19 protein-coding genes are annotated in these 23397 nt (G+C 45.6%); all 19 read left to right on the forward strand.

Annotated features, from left to right (window positions below):
- Positions 1-4: 4 nt before the first annotated feature.
- The 19 genes from IEY67_RS02775 to lsrF all read left to right on the forward strand — a co-directional run bounded on the left by IEY67_RS02775 (position 5) and on the right by lsrF (position 23356).
- Positions 5-1207, forward strand: coding sequence for an L-serine ammonia-lyase (locus IEY67_RS02775; RefSeq protein ID WP_183669590.1), 1203 nt, complete (start codon positions 5-7; stop codon positions 1205-1207).
- A 63-nt stretch (positions 1208-1270) separates the two neighbouring features.
- The gene (locus IEY67_RS02780) at positions 1271-2218 is read left to right on the forward strand and encodes a glycoside hydrolase family 43 protein (RefSeq protein WP_229800950.1); all 948 of its coding nucleotides are present in this window, start codon (positions 1271-1273) and stop codon (positions 2216-2218) included.
- A 148-nt stretch (positions 2219-2366) separates the two neighbouring features.
- Positions 2367-3008 (forward strand): TetR/AcrR family transcriptional regulator, encoded by a 642-nt coding sequence (locus IEY67_RS02785; RefSeq protein ID WP_122374353.1) that lies wholly within the window; start codon positions 2367-2369, stop codon positions 3006-3008.
- A gap of 8 nt (positions 3009-3016) precedes the next feature.
- Positions 3017-4309 carry a TolC family protein gene (locus IEY67_RS02790; RefSeq protein ID WP_183669594.1) on the forward strand — a complete coding sequence of 431 codons (1293 nt, stop codon included), beginning with the start codon at positions 3017-3019 and terminating at the stop codon, positions 4307-4309.
- 12 nt (positions 4310-4321) lie between these two features.
- Positions 4322-5236: an HlyD family secretion protein gene (locus IEY67_RS02795; protein ID WP_183669596.1), complete on the forward strand. Its 915-nt coding sequence runs from the start codon at positions 4322-4324 to the stop codon at positions 5234-5236.
- Between the two features lie 31 nt (positions 5237-5267).
- Entirely contained in the window at positions 5268-6173 is a 906-nt protein-coding gene (locus IEY67_RS02800) for an ABC transporter ATP-binding protein (RefSeq protein ID WP_122352510.1), read from the forward strand.
- A 62-nt stretch (positions 6174-6235) separates the two neighbouring features.
- Positions 6236-6970: an ABC transporter ATP-binding protein gene (locus IEY67_RS02805; RefSeq protein ID WP_122374357.1), complete on the forward strand. Its 735-nt coding sequence runs from the start codon at positions 6236-6238 to the stop codon at positions 6968-6970.
- 1 nt (position 6971) lies between these two features.
- Positions 6972-8087, forward strand: a complete 1116-nt coding sequence (locus IEY67_RS02810; protein ID WP_122374358.1) for an ABC transporter permease — start codon at positions 6972-6974, stop codon at positions 8085-8087.
- Positions 8088-8097: 10 nt separating this feature from the next.
- Entirely contained in the window at positions 8098-9192 is a 1095-nt protein-coding gene (locus IEY67_RS02815) for an ABC transporter permease (protein ID WP_183669598.1), read from the forward strand.
- Between the two features lie 99 nt (positions 9193-9291).
- Positions 9292-10113 carry an IclR family transcriptional regulator gene (locus IEY67_RS02820; RefSeq protein WP_183669600.1) on the forward strand — a complete coding sequence of 274 codons (822 nt, stop codon included), beginning with the start codon at positions 9292-9294 and terminating at the stop codon, positions 10111-10113.
- The gene (locus IEY67_RS02825) at positions 10110-11882 is read left to right on the forward strand and encodes a YncE family protein (RefSeq protein ID WP_122374361.1); all 1773 of its coding nucleotides are present in this window, start codon (positions 10110-10112) and stop codon (positions 11880-11882) included. Before IEY67_RS02820 ends, IEY67_RS02825 begins: the two co-directional genes overlap by 4 nt.
- A gap of 12 nt (positions 11883-11894) precedes the next feature.
- Positions 11895-12989, forward strand: a complete 1095-nt coding sequence (locus IEY67_RS02830; protein WP_122352516.1) for a chorismate transformation FkbO/Hyg5 family protein — start codon at positions 11895-11897, stop codon at positions 12987-12989.
- 67 nt (positions 12990-13056) lie between these two features.
- The gene (locus tag IEY67_RS02835; RefSeq protein WP_122352517.1) at positions 13057-13797 is read left to right on the forward strand and encodes a cupin domain-containing protein; all 741 of its coding nucleotides are present in this window, start codon (positions 13057-13059) and stop codon (positions 13795-13797) included.
- A 43-nt stretch (positions 13798-13840) separates the two neighbouring features.
- Entirely contained in the window at positions 13841-17851 is a 4011-nt protein-coding gene (locus IEY67_RS02840; RefSeq protein ID WP_183669607.1) for an SUMF1/EgtB/PvdO family nonheme iron enzyme, read from the forward strand.
- A 113-nt stretch (positions 17852-17964) separates the two neighbouring features.
- Entirely contained in the window at positions 17965-20409 is a 2445-nt protein-coding gene (locus IEY67_RS02845; protein ID WP_183669614.1) for a cytochrome c biogenesis protein CcsA, read from the forward strand.
- A gap of 39 nt (positions 20410-20448) precedes the next feature.
- Positions 20449-20769: a hypothetical protein gene (locus IEY67_RS02850; RefSeq protein ID WP_122352520.1), complete on the forward strand. Its 321-nt coding sequence runs from the start codon at positions 20449-20451 to the stop codon at positions 20767-20769.
- A 36-nt stretch (positions 20770-20805) separates the two neighbouring features.
- Positions 20806-21822: a dihydroxyacetone kinase subunit DhaK gene (locus tag IEY67_RS02855; protein WP_183669616.1), complete on the forward strand. Its 1017-nt coding sequence runs from the start codon at positions 20806-20808 to the stop codon at positions 21820-21822.
- A gap of 9 nt (positions 21823-21831) precedes the next feature.
- A complete protein-coding gene (locus IEY67_RS02860; RefSeq protein ID WP_183669618.1) occupies positions 21832-22446 on the forward strand; it encodes a DAK2 domain-containing protein in 615 nt (204 codons plus the stop codon).
- Between the two features lie 37 nt (positions 22447-22483).
- Entirely contained in the window at positions 22484-23356 is an 873-nt protein-coding gene (lsrF, locus tag IEY67_RS02865; RefSeq protein ID WP_183669620.1) for a 3-hydroxy-5-phosphonooxypentane-2,4-dione thiolase, read from the forward strand.
- Positions 23357-23397 lie beyond the last annotated feature (41 nt).

Consider the following 23397-nt stretch of genomic DNA (forward strand, 5'->3'; position numbering starts at 1 on the left):
AGAAATGGAATCAATCAGACAGATATACCGGATTGGACACGGTCCGTCGAGTAGTCATACGATGGGGCCGATGCGTGCTGCACAGATGTTTCTGGAACGTAACAGAGGAGCCGTACGTTTTAACGTAACATTGTATGGTAGCCTTGCTGCTACAGGAAAAGGTCACATGACCGATGCCGCCATTCTGGAAGTGTTGCAACCGGTTGCCAAAACGAATATTACCTGGGAACCAAAAATATTCCTGCCGTTCCATCCGAACGGTATGTTGTTCGAATCGTTCAACGAGAAAGACGAAGAACTGGAATCATGGACAGTCTACAGTATCGGTGGCGGAATACTGGCGAATGAAAGTTTTAACGAGCTGAAGACGGCTCAGGTCTACGAGATGAGTACCATCAAGGATATACAGGCCTGGTGTGAAAAGACCGGACATTCTTACTGGGAATATGTGGAACAATGTGAGGGTCCTGAAATATGGGATTACCTGGCAGAAGTATGGGATGTGATGCAAAAGGCTGTGCAGAATGGTCTGGAAGCGGAAGGTATCCTGCCGGGTGGCCTGGGAATACGCCGGAAAGCGTCTGATTATCTGATACGTGCCAAAGGATACGGCAGCAGTATTAAGAGTCGTGGCATGGTTTATGCTTTTGCTCTGGCTGTTTCCGAAGAAAACGCCTGTGGCGGTAAGATAGTGACGGCTCCGACCTGTGGTTCCTGCGGGGTGATGCCTGCTGTATTATATCATCTGAAAGATACCCGCGAGTTCCGTGACTCCCGTATCCTGCGTGCATTGGCGACAGCAGGGTTGTTCGGCAATGTAGTACGTACGAATGCCTCCGTATCCGGGGCGGAAGTAGGTTGCCAGGGTGAAGTCGGAGTCGCTTGTGCGATGGCTGCCGGAGCTGCCAGCCAGTTGTTCGGCGGAACGCCTGCCCAGATCGAGTATGCTGCCGAAATGGGGTTGGAACATCACCTGGGGTTGACCTGCGACCCGGTTTGCGGACTGGTGCAGATCCCGTGTATCGAGCGTAATGCTTTTGCTGCGGCGCGTGCATTGGATGCGAATACATTCTCAAACTTCTCGGATGGAAAGCACCGGGTAAGTTTCGACCAGGTGGTAGAGGTGATGCGTCAGACCGGTAACGACCTGCCCAGCTTGTATAAGGAGACTTCCGAAGGCGGCCTGGCTAAAAAGTATGGCGATTAAGTGTATTAATATTAATTGTATATGAATAAAAGTTGTGTTATTGCTGTTTGTGCCGCAGCCTTGATGGCGGCTTGCGGACAACCGAAACAGCAGTCTGAAGAGGTGGCTACGAGTGGCAACCCTGTATTTGAAGGATGGTATGCAGATCCGGAAGGTATTATTTATGATGATACATACTGGATCTATCCAACCTGGAGCGATCTGTATGAGAATCAGACATTCTTCGACTGTTTCTCTTCTAAAGACCTTGTAAACTGGACGAAGCATTCTTCTATCCTGGATACGACCGAGGTGAAGTGGGCGAAGCGGGCTATGTGGGCACCGTCGGTTATCCGCAAGGAGGGCAAGTATTATTTGTTCTTCGGTGCGAACGATGTGCATGAAGGGGAAATAGGTGGTATTGGTGTAGCTGTCAGCGACCGCCCTGAAGGTCCGTATAAGGATTTGCTGGGTAAGCCGTTGATCAACGAGATTGTGAACGGGGCGCAGCCTATCGATCAGTTTGTTTTCAAAGATGACGATAATCGTTATTATATGTATTACGGTGGTTGGGGACATTGTAATGTCGTACAACTGAACGACGACTTTACCGGATTGGTACCGTTTGAAGACGGGGAGGTCTATAAAGAAGTGACTCCGGCTAATTATACCGAAGGACCATTTATGTTCAGGAAGAACGGTAAATATTATTTCATGTGGAGCGAAGGTGGTTGGGGAAATCCCGACTATTCGGTTGCGTATGCCATTTCTGATTCGCCTTTCGGACCGTTTAACCGGATAGCCAAGATTCTCCAGCAGGATTCGACGGTAGCGACCAGTGCCGGCCACCATTCTATTATGCATGTACCGAATTCGGAGGATTATTATATCGTTTACCATCGCCGTCCGCTGAACGATACGGCACGCGACCACCGTGCGACTTGTATCGACCGGATGACTTTCGATAAAGACGGATATATCAATCCGGTCAAGATGACCTTCGATGGCGTAGCGGAAAGAAAGATAAAATAGCTTTCTTCAATTGTATAAAATATATTAAAGTAAGGGTGCAATAGTTGCATCCTTATTTTTTTATATTACTTTTGACACATCTGTCAAACAAAAGTGTCAAACATATTTGACAGACAGTGTAGACAAATGAAGTAAAACTAGATATACAATGGGTACAGAAGAAGTAATCACAATGGAGAACCGGATCCTGGAAGCGGCAAAGCAAGTCTTTGTAAGGAAAGGATACGAAGCGACAAAAATGGGCGACGTGGCGGCCGAGGCCGGAATAGGGCGTACGGCTTTACATTATTATTATCGCACAAAAGATATGCTGTTCGATGCGATCTTCGACCAGTTGATGGACAGCCTGCTGCCTGACCTGGGAATTATTATCGATGAGAAGCTTCCTTTCCTGGAGAAGCTGCCTAAGATTATCGAACGATACGTGAATACGCTGCAGAGAAATCCTTTATTTCCGATTTTTGTTTTAAATGAGTTGCAGCGGGATCCGGAGCATATCTATCGTTCAGTGTTGAAAGACCTGCCGCGGGTAGAGCCGATCATGCATCTGCATACCCAGTTGATGGATGAAATGGAGAGAGGGCTGATAAAGAAAATGCCATTGTATTATATGGCGACAACCCTGATCAGCCTGTTGGTTTTCCCGATGCTGATACGGAATCCGGTTACCGCCATATTTATGAATGGCGATCCCGGGGAATACGATAAATTCCTGCAGGAACGTATCCCTTTTGTTACCGATATAATGATCCGGTTGCTGACTCCGGACGATCATACACAAAATAAATAAATACCTCTATGAAACGGATTTGTGTAATTCTATTCTTATGTTTACCCCTGCTACCGGGAATTGCGAAGGGGCAGGAGAAGATAACACTGGCGCAATGCTACGAATGGGCACGGGCTAATTATCCCCAGATACGCCAGTATGGGCTGATAGGGCAGACCGAGCAGTATAATCTGTCGAATGCCGTAAAAGGCTGGTTGCCTCAGGTGACGGTGAATGCGAAAGCTACTTATCAGAGCGATGTGACCAAACTCCCTTTTGATGCGGACAAGCTGTCGGCTGTCATGCCGGGACTGGAAATCCCGGCCTTGAGTAAAGACCAGTATCAGGTAGTAGCCGAACTGAACCAGAATATATGGGATGGCGGCACGATCCATACTTCCCGCCAACTGACCAAAGCACAGGCTGCAGCAGACCGGGAACAATTGGAAAGCGATCTCTATACATTGAACGACCGGGTGAACCAGCTTTATTTCGGTTGTCTGCTCCAGGAGGAGTTGATCCGCCAGAATGTGTTGTTACAAAAAGAACTGCAGATCAATATCGATCGTATAACGGCGATGATGGCTAACGGGGTAGCCAACCAATCCGACCGTGAAAGTATGGAAGTGGAACTTCTGAATGCCCGCCAGAAAGAGATCGAGTTGAAAGCTTCCCGCGTCGCTTTCGGCAGGATGTTGAGTGCGATGATAGGAAAGCCTTATGATAAAGACAGGATTTTGGAGGTGCCGAACGTACCGGGTAATCCTTTGCCCGGAGAAATAAACCGTCCTGAACTGAAGGCGTTGGATGCTAAAAGCTATTTGCTGGAGCTACAGAATAAACAGATCACGAGCGGTTTAATGCCCCGTATAGGTGCGTTTGTTCAGGGCGGATACGGCAGACCGGGATTGAATATGCTGGAGGATAGCTTTGATCCGTTCTATATAGCGGGGGTACGCCTTTCCTGGAATATGGGTAAACTATATACATTGAAGAACGACCGCCGTAAAGTCGCTACGACATTGCAGCAGGTGGAAGTTCAACGTGAGACATTCCTCTTTAATACCTCGCTTGAGTTGATGCAGCAAAACACGGAGATACAGAAGATATCCGACCTGATGAAGGCAGACGATGAAATAATCCGCTTGCGCACCAGTATCAAGAATGCTGCGGAGGTGAAACTGGAGAATGGGGTCATCTCCGTTACCGACCTGATCCGTGAGATCAATGCGGAGGATATGGCGAAGCAGACGGCGGCAGCCCATCGTATCCAGCATCTGAATGCTGTCTATAATTATATGTACACGACGAATAATGAATAATCAAAAAGAATCATGAAAAGTAATATGAAACGATTGAGTTCTTATACCTTGATAGCAACCGCATTATTGGGCCTGGCTGCATGTAACCGGGGAGATGGCAACTTCGATGCGACCGGTACGTTTGAGGCGACGGAGATCCTGGTGTCTTCCGAGGCTAACGGGAAGATCATGGAACTGAATATAGAGGAAGGCGACCGGTTGGATGCCGGAGCAATGGTGGGATATATCGACAGTACCCAGTTATATTTGAAGAAGATGCAGCTTTCGGCGGGCTTACGCTCCGTTGATATCCGTAAACCGGATATCCGCAAACAGATCGCAGCTCTGGAACAGCAGATCGCTACGGCCCGTACGGAGCAGCAGCGAATGGAGAACCTGGTAAAGGCAAAAGCGGGTAACCAGAAGCAGGTGGATGACATTGTAAACAATATCAAATATCTGCAGAAACAACTCGATGCACAATATTCTACCCTGAACAAAACGACCGGGGGAGCTGATGCCGAAGCCGAAAGCATCCTTTATCAGATCATGCAACTGGACGACCAATTACAGAAAAGCCGTATCGTAACTCCCCAGGCGGGAACGGTTCTCGTCAAATATGCAGAGCCGGGTGAAGTGATGGCTGCGGGCAAACCGCTGTATAAAATAGCGGATACCGATCTGCTTTACCTTCGGGCTTATATTACGGCCGATCAGCTTTCGACATTGAAACAAGGCCAGACAGTACGTGTCTTCGCTGATTACGGAGTGGATGAACAGCGTGAATATCCGGGAACGATTACCTGGATATCCGACAAATCGGAGTTCACGCCTAAAGGTATCCAGACGAAAGACGAACGTGCCAACCTGGTTTATGCCATCAAGATCGCTGTCAAGAATGACGGCTATCTCAAGATCGGGCAGTATGGCGAAACGGTGTTTGAGTAATTGAAAATTAGAAATTGAGAATTGAAAACTAATGGGGATAAATGGGGTTAAGATAGAGGCGATTAGTAAGAATTATGGACTGATAGAGGCCTTGCAGGATATTTCCCTGGATATACATTCGGGCGAACTGTTCGGCCTGATCGGGCCGGATGGGGCGGGGAAGACGACTTTATTCCGTATCCTGACCACTTTATTACTGGCGGATAAGGGAAAAGCGACCGTCTGCGGATTGGATGTCGTTCGTGATTATAAGAAAATCCGTACAATGGTCGGTTATATGCCGGGACGTTTCTCTTTGTATCAGGACCTGACGGTGGAAGAGAACCTGAACTTCTTTGCAACGGTATTCAATACGACGATAGCCGAAAATTATGAACTGGTGCGCGACATCTATGTCCAGATAGAACCGTTCAAGAAACGGAAAGCCGGAAAACTCTCAGGAGGTATGAAGCAGAAACTGGCGTTAAGTTGTGCTTTGATCCATCGTCCGGAGGTGCTTTTCCTGGATGAGCCGACGACAGGTGTCGATCCGGTTTCCCGTGTGGAATTTTGGGATATGCTGGATCGTTTGAAGAAACAGGGTATTACCATCCTGGTCTCTACTCCTTATATGGATGAGGCTTCCCGTTGCGACCGCATTGCCTTGATGCGTTCCGGCCGATGCCTGTCCGTCGATACACCGGTAGGCATCCGCTCCTCTTTCGGTAGGCATCTGTGGACTGTACGGGCTTCGTCTATGTATAAACTGTTGGTAGACCTTCGGAGTTTTCCGGGCACTTATTCCTGCTATGCTTTTGGTGATGCGCATCATCTGACATTGAAGGAGGATGGACGTGAGATGGATGACTTGATGCAGTTCCTGAAAGGAAAAGGTTATACCGATGTGACCATAGAATCTGTAGAGCCGAGCGTGGAAGATTGCTTTATGGCATTGTGATTAGAAAGATTTGAATCAATGTTGCAATAATAGAAAAATATGAACTTTCATATAAATATATAATGAACGTAATAGAAACAAACAACCTGACTAAGAGTTTCGGAAGCTTTACGGCAGTCGACCATATTAGCTTTGAGGTGGGCGAAGGGGAGATATTCGGTTTCCTGGGTGCTAACGGCGCTGGGAAAACGACTGCTATGCGTATGCTTTGCGGACTGTCGACTCCTACTTCCGGTCAGGCTCGTGTCGCCGGTTTCGATGTCTATAAAGAGACGGAACAGATCAAACGCCATATCGGTTATATGAGCCAGAAGTTTTCTCTTTACGGTGATCTGAAAGTATGGGAGAATATCCGTTTGTATGGTGGCATTTACGGCCTGTCGGAGAAGAGGCTGGCGGAAAAGACGGATGAATTGCTTGCTGTGCTGGATCTGGAATCAGAACGGAATACGCTGGTCGATGCACTCCCTTTGGGATGGAAGCAGAAGCTGGCATTCTCCGTTGCTATCATCCATGAGCCTCGTGTCGTCTTTCTGGATGAACCGACCGGAGGTGTCGACCCGGTCACCCGCCGTCAGTTCTGGGAACTGATCTATCAGGCTGCCGAACGGAATATTACTGTTTTTGTCACGACCCATTATATGGACGAGGCCGAGTATTGTAACCGGGTTTCCATTATGGTGGACGGGAAGATCGAAGCGCTGGATAGTCCGGCTGCCCTGAAATCTTCTTTCCATGTCGATAATATGAATGACGTTTTCCATGCTCTGGCACGAAAAGCGAAAAGAGGAGAATAGTATGAAGCAATTTATATCTTTTATACAAAAGGAATTTTATCACATTTTCCGCGATAAACGGACGATGTTGATCATTTTGGTTATGCCTGTTGTCCAGATATTACTTTTCGGATATGCCATAACGACGGAAATCAAAAGCGTACCGATCGCCATATTCGACCAGAGCCGGGATGAGGTTACGACAAAGATCGGTGCCCATCTGGCGGCCAGCGAATATTTCGAGCTTTATAAGATGATAGATAATCTGTCCGAGGCCGAGTCCCTATTCAAGCAGGGTAAAGTGAAACTGGTCGTGGTCTTTCCTCCGCAGTATGCTTCTTCGCCTGATGCCGATGCCCAGCTTTTGGCGGATGCAACCGACCCGAATGAAGCAACCCAGTTGACTTCCTATGCAACGGCTGTTATTGCTTCTGCAAAGGCAGAGATACAAGGGCAACTATTGCAACCGGCTGAAAGGGCGGCGTTAATGCAAGCTGGTGTTACCCCCGTCACTCATCTGCTTTATAACCCGACGATGAAAGGGGCCTACAATTTTGTTCCCGGTGTGATGGGATTGATCCTGATATTGATCTGTGCCCTGATGACTTCGGTCGGTATCGTGAAGGAGAAAGAGATGGGGACGATGGAGATATTGCTGGTTTCTCCGATGAAGCCGGTTTATATTATCGTGGCAAAAGCGATACCTTATTTATTATTAAGTATAGTGAATGTGGCGACGATCCTCTTTTTGTCTTATTTTCTGCTCAAGGTGCCGATTGCCGGCAGTCTGGCTTTGCTGGTGGCTGTATCTATCCTGTATGCTTTGGTTTCTCTTTGCCTGGGGCTGCTGATCTCGACCATTGCCGATACGCAGCAGGCTGCTATGTTGATCAGTGCGATGGTACTGATGCTTCCGGTTATTCTGCTCAGTGGTATGGTTTTCCCGATAGAGAATATGCCCGATATATTACAATGGATCTCGAATATCGTACCGGCTAAATGGTATATCATCGCTGTGAAGGATATCATGATAAAAGGCCTGAGTGCCGGTGCTATCATGAAAGAGATGGGGATATTGTTGTTTATGGTAGTTTTTCTGGTGATACTGAGTGTGAAACGTTTTAAGATCCGTTTATAACAAGAAAGTTATGAGAACATTACGATATTTACTTGAGAAGGAGTTCAAACAGATCAAGCGCGACCGGTTCCTGCCGCGTATTATCTTTCTGGTTCCACTGATGCAGCTGATCATTCTGCCTTTTGCTGCGAATTTTGAAATGCGTAATATCAACCTGGGTGTGATAGACAACGATCATTCCGTCCTGTCTGCCCAGTTGGTCGAAAAGGTTGTGGCCTCAGGTTATTTCCGTCTGACCAATGTTTCAGACAGTTACGACCAGGGAATCACATCTATCGAAAGCAATGAATCGGATTTGCTGCTGGAAATACCGGTGAACTTCGAGCAACAACTGGGACGGGAAGGAGCGGTTGAAGTGCTGATCGCTGCCAATGCTGTGAACGGGACGAAAGGAGGGATGGGAAGCTCTTATCTCTCCCAGATCATTCAGGACTTTAATCAAGAGAAAGGTTTTACTTCCGGTTTACGATCTGGCGGAATACGTTCTACGAGTCTCTTTAACCCGCATCTGAATTATAAGAATTATATGGTTCCGGGTATCATGGTCTTTTTGCTGACGATCATCGGAGGATTCCTTTCCGCCCTGAATATTGTCAGTGAAAAGGAAAAGGGGACGATAGAACAGATCAATGTGACCCCGGTTCCCAAAACACTGTTCCTGCTCTCGAAACTGATCCCTTTCTGGATCATCGGTTTTATTCTCCTGACAATCGGGGTTATTGTGGCCTGGATCGTTTACGGTTTGTTGCCTGTTGGTAATATCGGCATCATCTATTTGTTTGCGGCGGTTTACCTCATTGCCTTTACTGGTTTGGGATTGGCCATTTCCTCCATTTCTTCCACCCAGCAGCAGGCCATGTTTACGGCTTTCTTTTTTTTAATTATCTTTGCATTGCTGAGCGGTCTTTTTACACCTATTAGCAGTATGCCCCACTGGGCGCAACAAATAACCCTGTTCAATCCAGTGCGTTATTTTGTGGAAGTGATGCGTATGGTTTACCTGAAAGGCAGCCAGTTTGCTGATTTAACAGGGCATTTTGTGGTCGTATGTTTATTTGCTCTCTTCTTTAATGTTCTGGCTGTGGCTAGCTATAGGAAGAAATAATATGCTTTACAGCAGACTTAACCAATTTTTACACCAAATATGCACTTTATTAACGCTACTCTTTTATATTTGATTCAAATCTGAAACAATATTTCAAATATGGAAAGCGTTATTCCAAATATGGAAAAAGGTGAAGAGAATTATAAAGTGCCGAATCTGGAGAAAGGAATTGCGGTGCTTGAATATCTTTCGCTCCGTCCACAGGGTGAGACGCTGCAGGATATTAAAAGTAAGCTGGATATTTCCCAGACTACTGCATACCGTATTTTGAATACATTGGTTCGTTTGGATTATCTTAACTATAATGAAGATACGAAGCGCTACAAGTTGTCGCGAAAATTGCTAACTTTGGGCTTCAGATCGTTGAATGAGCATAATTTGTTGGAGACAGTGCTGCCTTGTTTACGCGATTTACGCGATAAAGTAGGGGAGACTGCATGCTTTGGTGTACTAGGAGATCAAAAGGGTATTTTTATAGAACAGGCACAGGGACATCATACGTTCCGTTTTGTATTATCACCGGGAAAACCATTTGAGCTGCATTGTTCAGCACCCGGTAAAGCGATTATGGCTTATCTGCCAAACACGGTCCGCGACCGTTATCTGTCGTATATGACATTTGAGAAATATAACTCGCGGACAATTACTACCCGGGAAGCCTATCTGGAGGAATTGGAAAAGGTCCGTAAGTTAGGTTATGCTATGGATAATGAAGAAGAATTGAATGGAGTGATATGTGTTGGTGCTCCTATTTTTAATTACACAGGATATCCTTGTGGGGCGATTTGGATATCCGGACCGAAAGACAGGTTGACGAAGGAAATATTCCGTTCGACGGTTGCGAGTATTAAGGAGGTGGCACAGAACATCTCGGGAGAATTAGGATATAGTAAAACACAAAAAAATAACAACATACCATGAACACAAAGAAATACATATTAAAAACTTCATTGATGGCTTGTTTTGTCAGTTGTTGCGTCTCGTTTGCATCGGCTGACAATCCTCCGTTTTTTACAACCGATATTAAACTGAATGACAAAGGAGAGATGCTCTTGACGGAAAAAGGGTTGAAACGGGTGGATATTTTTTCTCCTGACGGTAAGTTGTTACGTTCTTTCCCGATGGATGAAACGCCGACCGGTATTCTGGTTGACGGTGATAAAGCCTATGTGACGACGTTTGAGAAGACTGGAAAACTACAGATCTTATTATTGGAATCAGGCCGGATAGAAGCTGCTATCCCAACAGGTTCCGGTGCTTGCCATCCGATGTTCGGACCGGACAAGAAGACTATTTATGTATGTAACCAGTTCGATGACAGTGTATCGGAGATCGATCCGGTAAATCATAAGATACTGCGTACCGTAAAGGTGCTGCGCGAACCGAAATCTGCCGTATTCAGCAAAGACGGAAAATATATGTATGTGACAAATTTCCTTCCTGCACAGCGTGCGGACCTGGATTATGTGGCTGCCTGCGTTTCCGTAATCGAAATGAATGGTTTTACCAAAATAAAGGATATTAAGCTGGCTAACGGTAGTAATGCTTTGCGTGGTATTTGTATTACACCGGACGGAAAATATATTTATGTTTCCCATAATCTGGGACGTTTCGCCGTGCCGACTTCACAGTTGCAGCAGGGGTGGATGAATACGAGTGCATTCAGTGTGATCGATACGGAAAAGCAGGAGTTTGTCGGTGCTGTTGTTGTCGACGAACCGGAAAGAGGTGCTGCCGGTATCTGGAGTATCGACTGCAATGACGATCATATCTTTATTTCTCATTCAGGAACTCACGAAGTCAGTGTGATCGACCATCCAGCTTTGCGGGAGAAGTTTGAATCGTATCCTAATAAAGCGATGTTGGACTATGACTTGAACTTCCTGTATGGTATCCGCGAACGTGTTCCTTTGCAGGGTAACGGTCCGCGTTCGATGGTGCTTACCAATGAGAAGCTGATAGTTCCGACTTATTTTGCAGATGTCCTGAACGTAATGGATATAAATACACGGGAAATAACATCTACGGAACTGAATCCGGGACGTACGGAATCTGACATCAATAAAGGAGAAAAATATTTCAATGATGCCTCTCACTGTTTCCAGAACTGGCAGAGTTGTAACGGTTGTCATCCGGGAGATGCCCGTACGGACGGTATGAACTGGGACCTGATGAATGACGGGGTTGGTAACTCCAAGAATTGCAAGAGTTTGTTATTTAGCCATGTGACACCGCCTAATATGATTTCCGGTATCCGTGCCCATGCAGAAATCGCTGTACGCGCAGGATATAATTTCATCCAGTTCTTCGATATTACGGAAGAGGATGCAGTCTGCGTGGACGAATATCTGAAATCGTTGCGTCCGGTGCCGAGCCCTCTTCTGGTAAATGGCGAGCTGTCGGATTTGGCAAAAGAAGGACGTAAAGTATTTGAGAAACTGAAATGCGGCGAATGTCATAGCGGACCTTATTATACAGATATGAAATATCATCGTATCGGTGAGGATATTGAATTTGAAAAGGGATGGGATACTCCGACTTTAAGAGAAGTTTGGCGTACGGCTCCTTATCTATTCGATGGTCGTGCGGCTACAATGGGAGAAGTATTTGAAGTGCACAAACATGGAATCGATAAGAAAGTGTCCAAGAAAGATATTGAGGCTTTGGTTGAATATGTAAACTCACTCTAAAAGGAGGGATCGATGAATTATTGCGATAAGATAAACTATAACATTTATTCTACAGAAAAAGCGGGTTTTGAGGAAATGGTGGATAAACTGCTTGCTCAGTTGCCCCGTGATAAACAAATATTCAGGTTGGCCTTTTTCGGCACACCGAGTGATAATGAACAGTATGTTTCCCGTCGTATATTATTACGCGAGAAGGTACGTAAATATTATGGGAACCATGAGCCGGTATTGACTTATGTCTCTCAGCCGCCGTTGAACGGAGGGCTGCTGTTGGAAGCTCATATGTATACGCCGGATGAAGGTGACCATATTACATATAAACATATCGGAACATTTCCGTATGTGTTGCTGGAAAATGGCAGTGGCCGTTTCCTGTTTGCCGGAGGTTTCCACGGTGATGTAATCAATTTTGGTATCGAACAACAGTCGAAGGAAGTGTTCAAGCTGGTATCCGACCTGTTGAGAAAGGAAGGATTCCCGATCAACAGTATTATCCGTCAGTGGAATTATATCGAGCAGATCACGAAGTTTGACGGTGAAGACCAGCATTACCAGATATTCAATAATGCCCGTAGCGACTATTACGCTATGACAACCTGGGAAAACGGATATCCGGCAGCAACGGGTATCGGTGCGAACCTGGGTGGTATATTGGTAGACCTGGATGCAGCTTTGTTCTCGAATCCGGATTGTTATACGACACCGATCGACAATAAGCTGCAGGTTGCTGCACATGCTTACTCCGACGGTGTACTGGAAGCTGCCCATTGTAAGAAAACAACTCCGAAGTTCGAGCGTGCCAAGAGCATGACGTTCGGAGATCGTGAGTTGGTTTATATATCAGGTACGGCAGCCATTCGCGGCGAAGAAAGCCTGATAGGAGTGGGGCTGGAGCGCCAGCTTCATATCACGATGGAGAATATCGCGGAACTGATCGGGGAAGCGAAACTTAAAATGCTCCGGGTTTATCTGAAAGATAAATCTTTCTATGAAGAGTCTGAAAGACTTTTAAATGCGTATGAGTTGAACATCCCCATATCTTATATGTGGGCTGATGTTTGCCGGGATGAATTATTAATTGAGATTGAGGGAATAGCAGTGTTGTAATCCTGCCGGATCATGTTGACCGTTTGGCGAAAAATAGCAAATATTACTAACATAAATTAAAACAAAAATGAAAAAAGGATTAAGTATTAAATCAATGGCAGTGGGGCTATTATTAAGTTCCATGGTGGCATGTACCGGTAACAAGACAACGAGTGATGCAACTTGCTGTAATGGGGAAAACGGATGCACTGAACAATGCAAATGCAGTAACGATTCTAATTGTAAAAATAAAAAAGAAATGACTTATTCTAAGAAGTACACAAACGCCGACTTCTACAAAGACGGCAAATTCGATCAGCAAGTGGCTATCGAAGCAATGAAAGACATGTTCAAGTTCTATGATGTTCCTTTCACAGAACTGATGGCTAAAGACATGTGGGTAACCGACTTCGGTCTGGGTGACTTTGAAAATGTTGGTATGGGCGGTATTTTCTGGATCAACGATGCAGAACACGGATACTTTGCTCACGCTATCTACCTGCTTCCGGGACAGATGATCCCTGAACACGCTCATGTAAAAACCAAATTCCCTGCAAAACACGAATCATGGATGGTTGAAAAGGGATGGGTTTATAACTTCTCTGTAATCGGTGATGAAACTCCGAATGCTCCGGCAATCCCGGCTAGTCATGGTCCTATCAAGAGCAAAAACTTTGCAGTTCAGAAAGTAGGCGATGTTTTGCGTTTGAAAGAACTGGAATCATTCCACTTCATGATGGCTGGTCCGGAAGGTGCTATTGTTGACGAATGGGCATGTTATCATGATAACGATGGTCTTCGTTTTACAAATCCTAAGGCTTCTCTTTAATGATATTCAATCTTAGTTGTTATTACCTTATTTAAAAAGATACATGAATAAATATTTTTTATTGGTATCACTCTTTTTATCTACTTCCTTCCTTGTTTCGGCAGGTCCGAAACAAAAGAAGGCAGATACTTGGATTGATGCATCAATTAAAGCAAAAACGGAACTGCAGACCCAGCTTCAGAAGGCTAATATGCCTGTTATTTCCACCTGGAAGAAGCATAAGGAAAAAGCAGAACCTTTTGCTGTGGATTTGAAAGGCGTGGATAAGCTGGTGCTTATCACTGCCGGAGGTCCGGATGGTTCGGATTACGACCAGGCTGTTTGGGGTAACGCTCGTTTGATTAAAGCGGACGGTACTGCTGTTTGGTTGGATGAAGTTCCTTACGAATATGGTGTTGCCGGTTGGGCAAAGCCTAAAATGAATATTAACGCTTATGACCATGAGATCTTTATTGGTGGCAAGGAATACAAACACGGTGTTTTCTGTCATGCAAACGGTACATTGGTTTATCCGATAAAAGGTGAATATGTTCGCTTTGAAGCAGAAGTAGGTATCGACGATACTTCTTCCGGCGGTAGCGTTTATTTCCAGGCTTTGAACGTTGTTCCGAAATTTGTCGGTGACGAACTGATCGCTAAATATCCGGGACAGATCGGTATGCTGGGCGCTATGATGGACGGCTTGGATACCTGGTTGATCACTCCGGATGCTTCTGTTGAAAAACAAGCTGTAGAAGCAATGGTGGATAAGTTGAAAGACGGTTCTTATTATAAGAATGTCGTTCAGCAGATCGCTAATGAAAAAGAAGTGAATACCCAGATCCGTAAATATCTGGAATTGTTTGAAAAACTTCAGGATGTTTATGCATTGCAGGGTGACCTGGAATGGTTGAATATCGATGCTATCAAACTGGCATTTGCCGATATGAGCAAGCAGAAAGGTTTTGATGCTGCTAAATATCAGCCGATGTTGGATGAGTTGGTAAAACTCCAGCAGAAAGGTTTCAGCGGTATTTACAAAGGTGATGAACAAGCGATAGCCGATGCCCGCAAAGCATTGGAAAACAAAAAGGCTATCCTGTTGGGTAACCCGTTGCTGGATGCCGACAAGATCGTTGCTGTACGTTATAAATTAGGTTCAAGAGCACGTCAGGCAATGGCTCCGGATCTGGGAACACAGGCTAATAACTGGAGTAATCAGGAATCTGCACGCCGTAGTGGTTTCGATGCTGAGATCATCGAATTGACAGACCTGCGTGGTGATATGCAGATGAAGAGCATCTTCAAACCGATCGTTGCCGACGCTTCTATCGCTGACCTGAGATTGCACTGGAATGCTGACCGTGTGATGTTCACAACTTTAATGGGTGACAACGACAAACGTTGGAACGTATATGAAGTAAAACTGGACGGAACAGGTTGCAAGAAACTGGTAGAGAACGAAGAACCGGATCTGGAATTTTACGACGGTACTTATCTGCCGGACGGACGTATTATCGCTAACTCTAACATCGGTTATCAGGGTGTTCCTTGTGTAAGCGGTGATGACCCGGTAGGTAATATGGTTCTTTACACACCGGAATCAAAGAACCTGCGTCGTCTGACTTTCGATCAGGATGCTAACTGGAACCCGGTTGTTATGAACAACGGACGTGTTATGTACACTCGTTGGGAATATACCGACCTGACTCACTATTACTCTCGTATCGTTATGCACATGAATCCGGACGGAACAGAAAACAAGGCACTCTATGGTAGCGGTTCCATGTTCCCGAACAGTACATTCGATATCCAGCCGTTGCCAGGTCATGGATCTGCTTTCGTAGGTATCATTTCCGGTCACCACGGTGTAGCTCGTTCTGGTCGTCTGATCATCTTCGATCCGACAAAGGGACGTAAGAATGTTCAAGGTATGGTGCAGGAAATCCCTCACCGCAATCGTCAGATTGTTGAGCTGATCAAAGACGAACTGGTTAATGGCGTATGGCCGCAGTTCGTAAAACCGACTCCGTTGAATGACAAATATTTCCTGGTTGCTGCCAAATTGAATCCTCAGTCATTGTGGGGACTTTATCTGGTTGACATCTATGATAACGTAACTTGCCTGCAACAGGCAGAAGGCGAAGGTTATATCAGCCCGATCCTGGTGAAAGAAACAAAAACACCTCCGGCAATTCCTGATCGTGTGAAGCTGAATGAAAAAGAAGCTACTATCTTTATTCAGGATATTTATGAAGGTGAAGGTTTGCGCGGTATTCCTCGCGGAACAGTAAAAGAACTTCGTCTGCATGCTTATGAATATGCTTATGTGAAGACTCGTTCCGACCATAACTGGCATGGTATTCAGAGTGGTTGGGATATCAAACGTTTGTTAGGTACTGTACCTGTTGAAGAAGACGGTTCGGCTATCTTCAAGGTACCGGCAAATACTCCGATCTCTATCCAGCCGATCGACAAGGATGGTGTTGCTATCCAGTGGATGCGTAGTTGGGTAACCGGTCAGCCGGGTGAAGTGGTTTCTTGTATCGGTTGTCACGAAGACCAGAACCAGATTCCTATTCCTAAACGTGTGATCGCTTCTCAGAAAGCTGCTGCTCCTTTGAAAGCGCCTGTAGGTGGTGTTCGTTCATTCACCTTCGACCTGGAAGTTCAGCCGATCCTGGATCGTGCTTGTATCGCTTGTCACAATGGCGAAGGCAAAGCATTCGACCTGCGTGGTGGTAAGAAAGACAGACTGGGTTATGGTACTTCTTATCTGAATATCCATCCGTACGTACACCGTCAGGGTGGTGAAGGTGATATGGTTGTTCTTCAGCCGTATGAATATCATCCGAACACCAGCGAATTGGTTCGTATCCTGAAGAAGGGTCACCATAACGTGAAACTGACAGACGAAGAATGGTTGAAACTGTATAACTGGATCGACTATAACGCTCCTGATAAAGGTTACTTCGATGCCAACGTTCTGGGTAAGGAAATCATTCCGTACCAGGGATTCGATCAGATCGAACGTCGTAAAGAACTGACAGACAAGTATGCTAACGGTATGGGTGTAGACTGGAAGAAGGAAATCGCTGACTATGCTTCTTATTTGAAAGCACAAGGTCCGATCACTCCGGTTATGCCTGAAAAAGCAGCTCCTGTAAAGGTGAAAGAAGTGAAAGCGAAAGGATGGCCATTCGACAAGGCAGCTATCAAAGACATGCTTGCTAAGGAAACCAGCAACCGTAAAGAGATCGAAATCGCTCCGGGTGTGAAGATCAACTTCGTTCGTATCCCTGCAGGTGAATTCGTAATGGGTAGCTATAACGGCGAATCGGATGCTTATCCTACAGCTAAGGTGAAGATCGACAAACCGTTCTGGATGGGTGAAATGGAAGTAACCAACCAGCAGTTTGGCGTTATTTATCCTGAACACGACAGCCGTTTCGTTGACCAGTTGTGGAAAGACCACGTACACCAGGGTTATCCGGCTAACGAGCCGAATCAACCGGTTATCCGTGTAAGCTACAACGACGCTATGGAATATTGCAAGCAACTGAGCGAAAAGACAGGCTTGAACATTACGCTTCCGACAGAAGCACAATGGGAATGGGCTTGCCGCGCAGGTAGCGATAGCGATTTCTGGTATGGCGATATGAATACTGACTTCGGTAAATATGAAAACCTGGCTGACAAGACAACGTTGTTGTTTGCTGTTAGCGGTATCGACCCGCAACCTATGTCTCCGAACTCTATGTGGTATAAGTACTATACTTATCTGCCGAAAGAAGAAGGTGTAGACGACGGACAGTTGATCCAGACAGGTGAAAAGGTTTACGAAGCCAATCCGTTCGGTTTGTATAACATGCACGGTAATGTTTCAGAATGGACCCGTTCAGATTATGTGCCTTATCCTTATAATCCGAAGACTAAACTTACTTCAGATCATAAAGTGGTTCGTGGTGGTTCATACATCGAACGTCCGAAATTCTCTACAGCTTATGCACGTAAAGCATACTATCCGTATCAGCGTGTATTTAACGTAGGTTTCCGTGTAATAATCGAAGACTAATCCCTGAGATATGTCCTAGATATAGATAAAATCTATTAGGTGGCCCCGGTGTGGCCGGGGTCACTTAATTGAAATTTCTTATCTTTGGCGGCATAACTTAATTAAAACAACAAATGAAAGCAACTCTTGAAAGAATACTCTCTTCCTTTGTAACAACAATCGTTTTGTTACTTCTTTATGGTTTTGGTCTGGCTGTCGCCACTTTTATTGAAAAGTATCATGGTACGGCTGCTGCCAAAGCGATGATCTATTATTCCCCTTTATTCTTTTTGTTGCAATTTCTTCTGGTGGTTAATTTTCTTGTCATAGCTATTAAGTACCAGTATCTAGAACTCCGCAGATGGGGGTTGATGCTCGTTCATACCTCCTTTATTATTATCCTTCTTGGAGCCCTTGCTTCTTTCCAGTTCGGCGAAGAGGGAATCCTTCATATCCGCGAAGGAGAATCGACTGATCAGATGGCGGTCCGCCAGGGCGATCTGACCACTTTCCATACCTTACCTTTCACTGTAGAACTGAAAAAATTTACTTTGACCCGTTATCCCGGTTCATCCAGCCCATCTTCTTATGAAAGCGAATTAGTGGTGCGTGTAGACGGTCAGACACGTCGCGAACGGGTATTTATGAATAATGTATTAGATATAAAAGGGTACCGTCTCTTCCAGGCTTCTTACGATCCGGATGAACAGGGAACCGTACTTTCCGTCAATCGCGATGTAGCCGGACGGAACATAACGTATACCGGTTACCTGTTGTTGGTGATCGGACTTATTATTTCATTGGTAGGGAAGAATTCCCGCTTTATGACGTTGAGCCGTCGCTTAAAAGAATTACGTTCTGTTGCACAATCGGCAACAATGATTCTTGCGTTACTGACCCTGTCGGTATCAGTGAATGCAAAAGAAGAAACTTCGCCCATGCTGGATGCCGTGCAGAAATATACGGTATCTCCTGAACATGCGGCAAAATTCGGGGCATTGCCCATTCAGTCCCATAGCGGACGTATGATGCCTATCAATACATTCTCTTCGGAGATCTTGCGTAAACTACATAAAGCAGATAAGATCGGTAAATTGGATTCCGATCAGTTCCTGTTGAGCCTGTTGGCTATGCCGGATATGTGGATGCGTGTACCTTTCATCGCTTTATCCAATCCGGAGCTGGCAAATTATTATGATCTGACAGACGGTGAATGTGCTTATCTGCAGGTGTTCGATAACAATGGCGATTATAAATTGCAGGAAAAGTTGGAAGAGGCATATAACAAGATGCCTGCCCAACGTACCCGTTTCGATAAAGACTTGCTTAAACTGGATGAGCAGATCAATATATTCCACCAGCTGATCAATTACCAGATGCTGAATCTTTTCCCGAAAGAGGATGATCCTAATCACAAATGGTATGCGGCCGGTGACGACCTCTCTGCATTTACAGGAAAAGATTCCATGTTCGTTTCCCGTATTATGGGATGGTATCTGGCGGAAGTGCAGGATGCTTTGCAGAAAGGCGACTGGTCGAAGGCCGACGAGGTGGTCGATATGATCGGTACGTATCAGCAGGCAAAAAATAAGACACTCGATATCTCGGCTAAAAGGATTGAAGCCGAGCTTAAATATAACAAGATGGATATATTCCGTCAGTGTAAGATCGGTTATCTGATTTTGGGTGGTTTGTTACTGGTCCTTTCGTTCGTTATGCTGTTCAAGCAGCAGAAGTGGATGAAATTCGGTATCTGGATATTGGGGGTAGGCGTGTTGCTCGTGTTCCTTTACCATATGTATGGAATGGGAATGCGCTGGTATATCGGCGGATATGCACCGTGGAGTAATTCATACGAAACAATGGTGTATGTGGCCTGGGCAACTGTCCTGGCTGGTTTGTTGTTCGTACGTCGTAGTACGGTGACCTTTGCATTGGCTACTTTGTTCGGTGGAATTATCCTGTTCGTTTCCGGACTGAACTGGATGGACCCGGAGATCAACCCGCTGGTTCCCGTATTGAAATCGCCGTGGCTGATGTTCCATGTGGCTGTTATTGTAGCTGCATACGGTTTCTTCGGTATCAGCTGCCTGATCGGACTGACCAATCTGGTGCTGACGAGTATTGCTGGAAAGAAAAATACAGCCTTGTTGAAAGCCCGTATCAAAGAGTTGACCATCGTAAACGAAATGGCACTTTGGGTCGGTCTGGCTTTGATGACGATCGGAACCTTCCTGGGAGCTGTCTGGGCGAATGAATCGTGGGGACGTTACTGGGGATGGGACCCGAAAGAAACCTGGGCGCTGATCACGATGGTAGTGTATGCAGTCGTTACTCACCTGCATCTGGTGAAACGCTGGTATAGTGACTGGCTGTTCAACCTTTGTTCGGTGGTGGCTTTCTCTTCTGTTCTGATGACATTCTTCGGAGTGAATTATTTCCTGAGCGGAATGCACTCATACGGACAGAACGATAATGTACACGGAATCTTTACATATCTCTATATAGCCGGGGTCGTAGTGGTGATCCTGGGGATCTTATCGAGGATCGGATATAATAAGATAAAGGGAAATGAATGAATTATTAATATACAAGTTAAACATTAAATTTTAGTGATCATGAGAACATTTAATCATGTAGGTATCCTTACCAACGAAAACCAAGAAGGTGCAATGTTCAACGAAGGTTTGAACGTGTGGCTAACCGATTACAGCAAGAGCCCTAACAAGATCGAATATCTGAAGTTTGACGATCCTGCTAAGAGCTGCCTGCCTGATCTGGTTAAAACGAATGGTCATATCGCTTATACGGTTCCTTCATTGGAGGAAGCGCTGAAAGATGCAAAAGTTATCTTTGGCCCGGCTGTATGCGACGAACATTTGACTATTGCTTTCATCGAAGAAGAAGGTATTGCTATCGAATTAATGGAAATTAAATAATTTATAAACCTAAACGAAACAAGGAGGAAAAACACCATGGCAGAAATTAAGACTAAATTTATAAATGATCCTGAACAAATAACTCCGGAATTACTGGAAGGTTATGTATTGGCTTATCCTGATCAGGTAAAACTGGCTGCAGAAAATATTGTTGTACGTGCAAATCCTAAAAGCGAAGACAAAGTAGCTATCGTTACATTAGGTGGTTCCGGTCACGAACCTGCATTGAGCGGTTTCGTTGGCGACGGTATGCTGGACTGTTCTGTAGTGGGTGACGTATTTGCTGCTCCGGGTGCACAGCGTCTGTTCCAGGCTTTGCAGCTGATGAAACGTGAAGCAGGTATCTTGTTGGTTGTATTGAACCATTCTGGTGACGTGATGAGTGCAAACATGGCTTGTCAGTTGGCTGAACGTGTTGGTATCAAAGTAAAACAGATCCTGACTCATGACGATATCAGTGCAGGTATCGGTGCTCCGACAGACGATCGTCGTGGTTTGGCCGGTTGCGTTCCTTTGTATAAAATCCTGGGCGCTGCTGCAGACGAAGGCAAATCTCTGGACGAACTGATCGAGATCGGTGAACGTTATAACGATAAGGTGGCAACCCTGGCTGTTGCTATGCGTTCTTGTACGCATCCGCAGAATAATGCTACAATCACTGACCTGCCTGCCGGTGTAATGGAAATCGGTATGGGACAGCATGGTGAAGGTGGTGGCGGTCAGAAACCGTTAGTGTCTGCCGACGCTACAGCTGCTGAAATGGTTGACCTGCTTTGCCAGCAACTGCAACCGAAAGCCGGTGACAAGATGATGCTTATCATCAACGGTGTTGGTGCAACTACCCACATGGAATTGAATATCATCTTCCGCAAAGCTTACAAAGAACTGGAAGCACGTGGCATGGAAGTCGTGTTCGGCCGTATCCAGGAAATCCTGACAGTTCAGGAACAAGCTGGTTTCCAGATGATCATGGGTATCTTGGATACAGACCACATCGATTATTTGAAGAACAAGAGTGCAAACGCACCGTATTGGACAACTATTGGTAAATAAACAAATAACATGAAACAACTGACTATTGAGGCTTTCAAAGGTATGCTGAATAACGCCTTAACGCATATCAAAGCCCGCGAAGACGAATTCTCTAAACTGGATGCGGTAATCGGTGACGGCGATCACGGACAGGCTATCGTAACGGCTTTTTCTGTTGTCGTTAAAGGCTCGGAAAAAGGAACGGAATTCAAATCTATGCTGAATGATATGGGATTTGGTGTGATGCTGGAAACAAGCGGATCGACAAGTACCCTGTTAGGTGCATTCTTCCTTGGAATGAGCGACAGTGCTTCCGGATCTGAACTGGATGCCGAAGGTGTGAAGAAAATGTTTGCCGGTGGCCTTGCCAACGTGCAGAAACAGACGAAGGCACAACCGGGCGACAAAACGATGATGGACGCTTTGGTTCCTGCCGTAGAAGCTATGCAAGCTTGTGCGTCGGACGATATCAAAGAGATCCTGACAGCCGGTGCTAATGCAGCTCTGGAAGGTGCGAAGAAAACAGTAGATATGAAAGCGAACTTCGGACGTGCCCGTAATTACGGCGAACGTTCTATCGGTTATGCCGATAGCGGTGCTACATCATGGAGCTGTATGTTGGCCTCTTTTGCAGAAGCATTATAATTGAATAATTCACTTTTTTAATATAGAAAATAGAAAAATGGCAGATTTAGATGATTTGAGAGAAGGCAGTAACTTCGGTTTAGGTGTTAGCTCTCAACAACAAAGTTTCCATGTGAAGGGTGCTGAAAACCTTCCCTGGGGTATGAAAGATCGTTTATCCCGTATCTTTAACCCGAAGACAGGCAAAGCTGTAATGCTGGCATTCGACCATGGTTTCATTATGGGACCGACTTCAGGTTTGGAACGTATCGACCTGAATATCGTACCGCTGATTGAGTATGCCGACTGTATCATGTGTACACGCGGTATCCTTCAGTCTGCAATCCCGACTACAACAAACAAACCTATCTGTTTGCGTTCGGATGCAGGTACTTCTATCCTGACAGACCTGAACGACAACGTTCTGATCGATATAGAAGATGCTATCCGTATGAACGTTTCAGCTATGGCTGTTATGTTGGCTATCGGCGATGAAGCTCACGAAGCTAAAACGATCGCTAACCTGTTCAAGGCTGTAGATAAAGGTACCCGCTATGGTATTCCTGTAATGGGTGTGACTGCTGTTGGAAAACAGATGGCTCGCGACGCCCGTTATTTCGGTCTGGCTTCTCGTATCTGTGCTGAAAACGGTGCAAATATCGTGAAGACTTACTATTGCGAAGGTTTCGAAAAGGTAGTTGCTGCTTGTCCGGTTCCTGTAGTGATCGCAGGTGGTAAGAAATTACCTGAACTGGAAGCATTGGAACTGTGTTACAACGCTATCAACGACGGTGCTGCCGGTGTCGATATGGGACGTAACGTATTCCAGTCAGAAAATCCGATCACTATGATCCAGGCTGTTCATGCAGTAGTGCATGAAGGATTGACTCCGCAGCAGGGATTTGAAATGTTCCAGGATTTGTCTAAATAATTAATAAGTATACTTCAAAGGGGCGGGGCGCTACTCTGCCC

The sequence above is a fragment of the Parabacteroides faecis genome, assembly GCF_014647375.1.
In the GTDB taxonomy this organism is placed as follows: domain Bacteria; phylum Bacteroidota; class Bacteroidia; order Bacteroidales; family Tannerellaceae; genus Parabacteroides; species Parabacteroides faecis.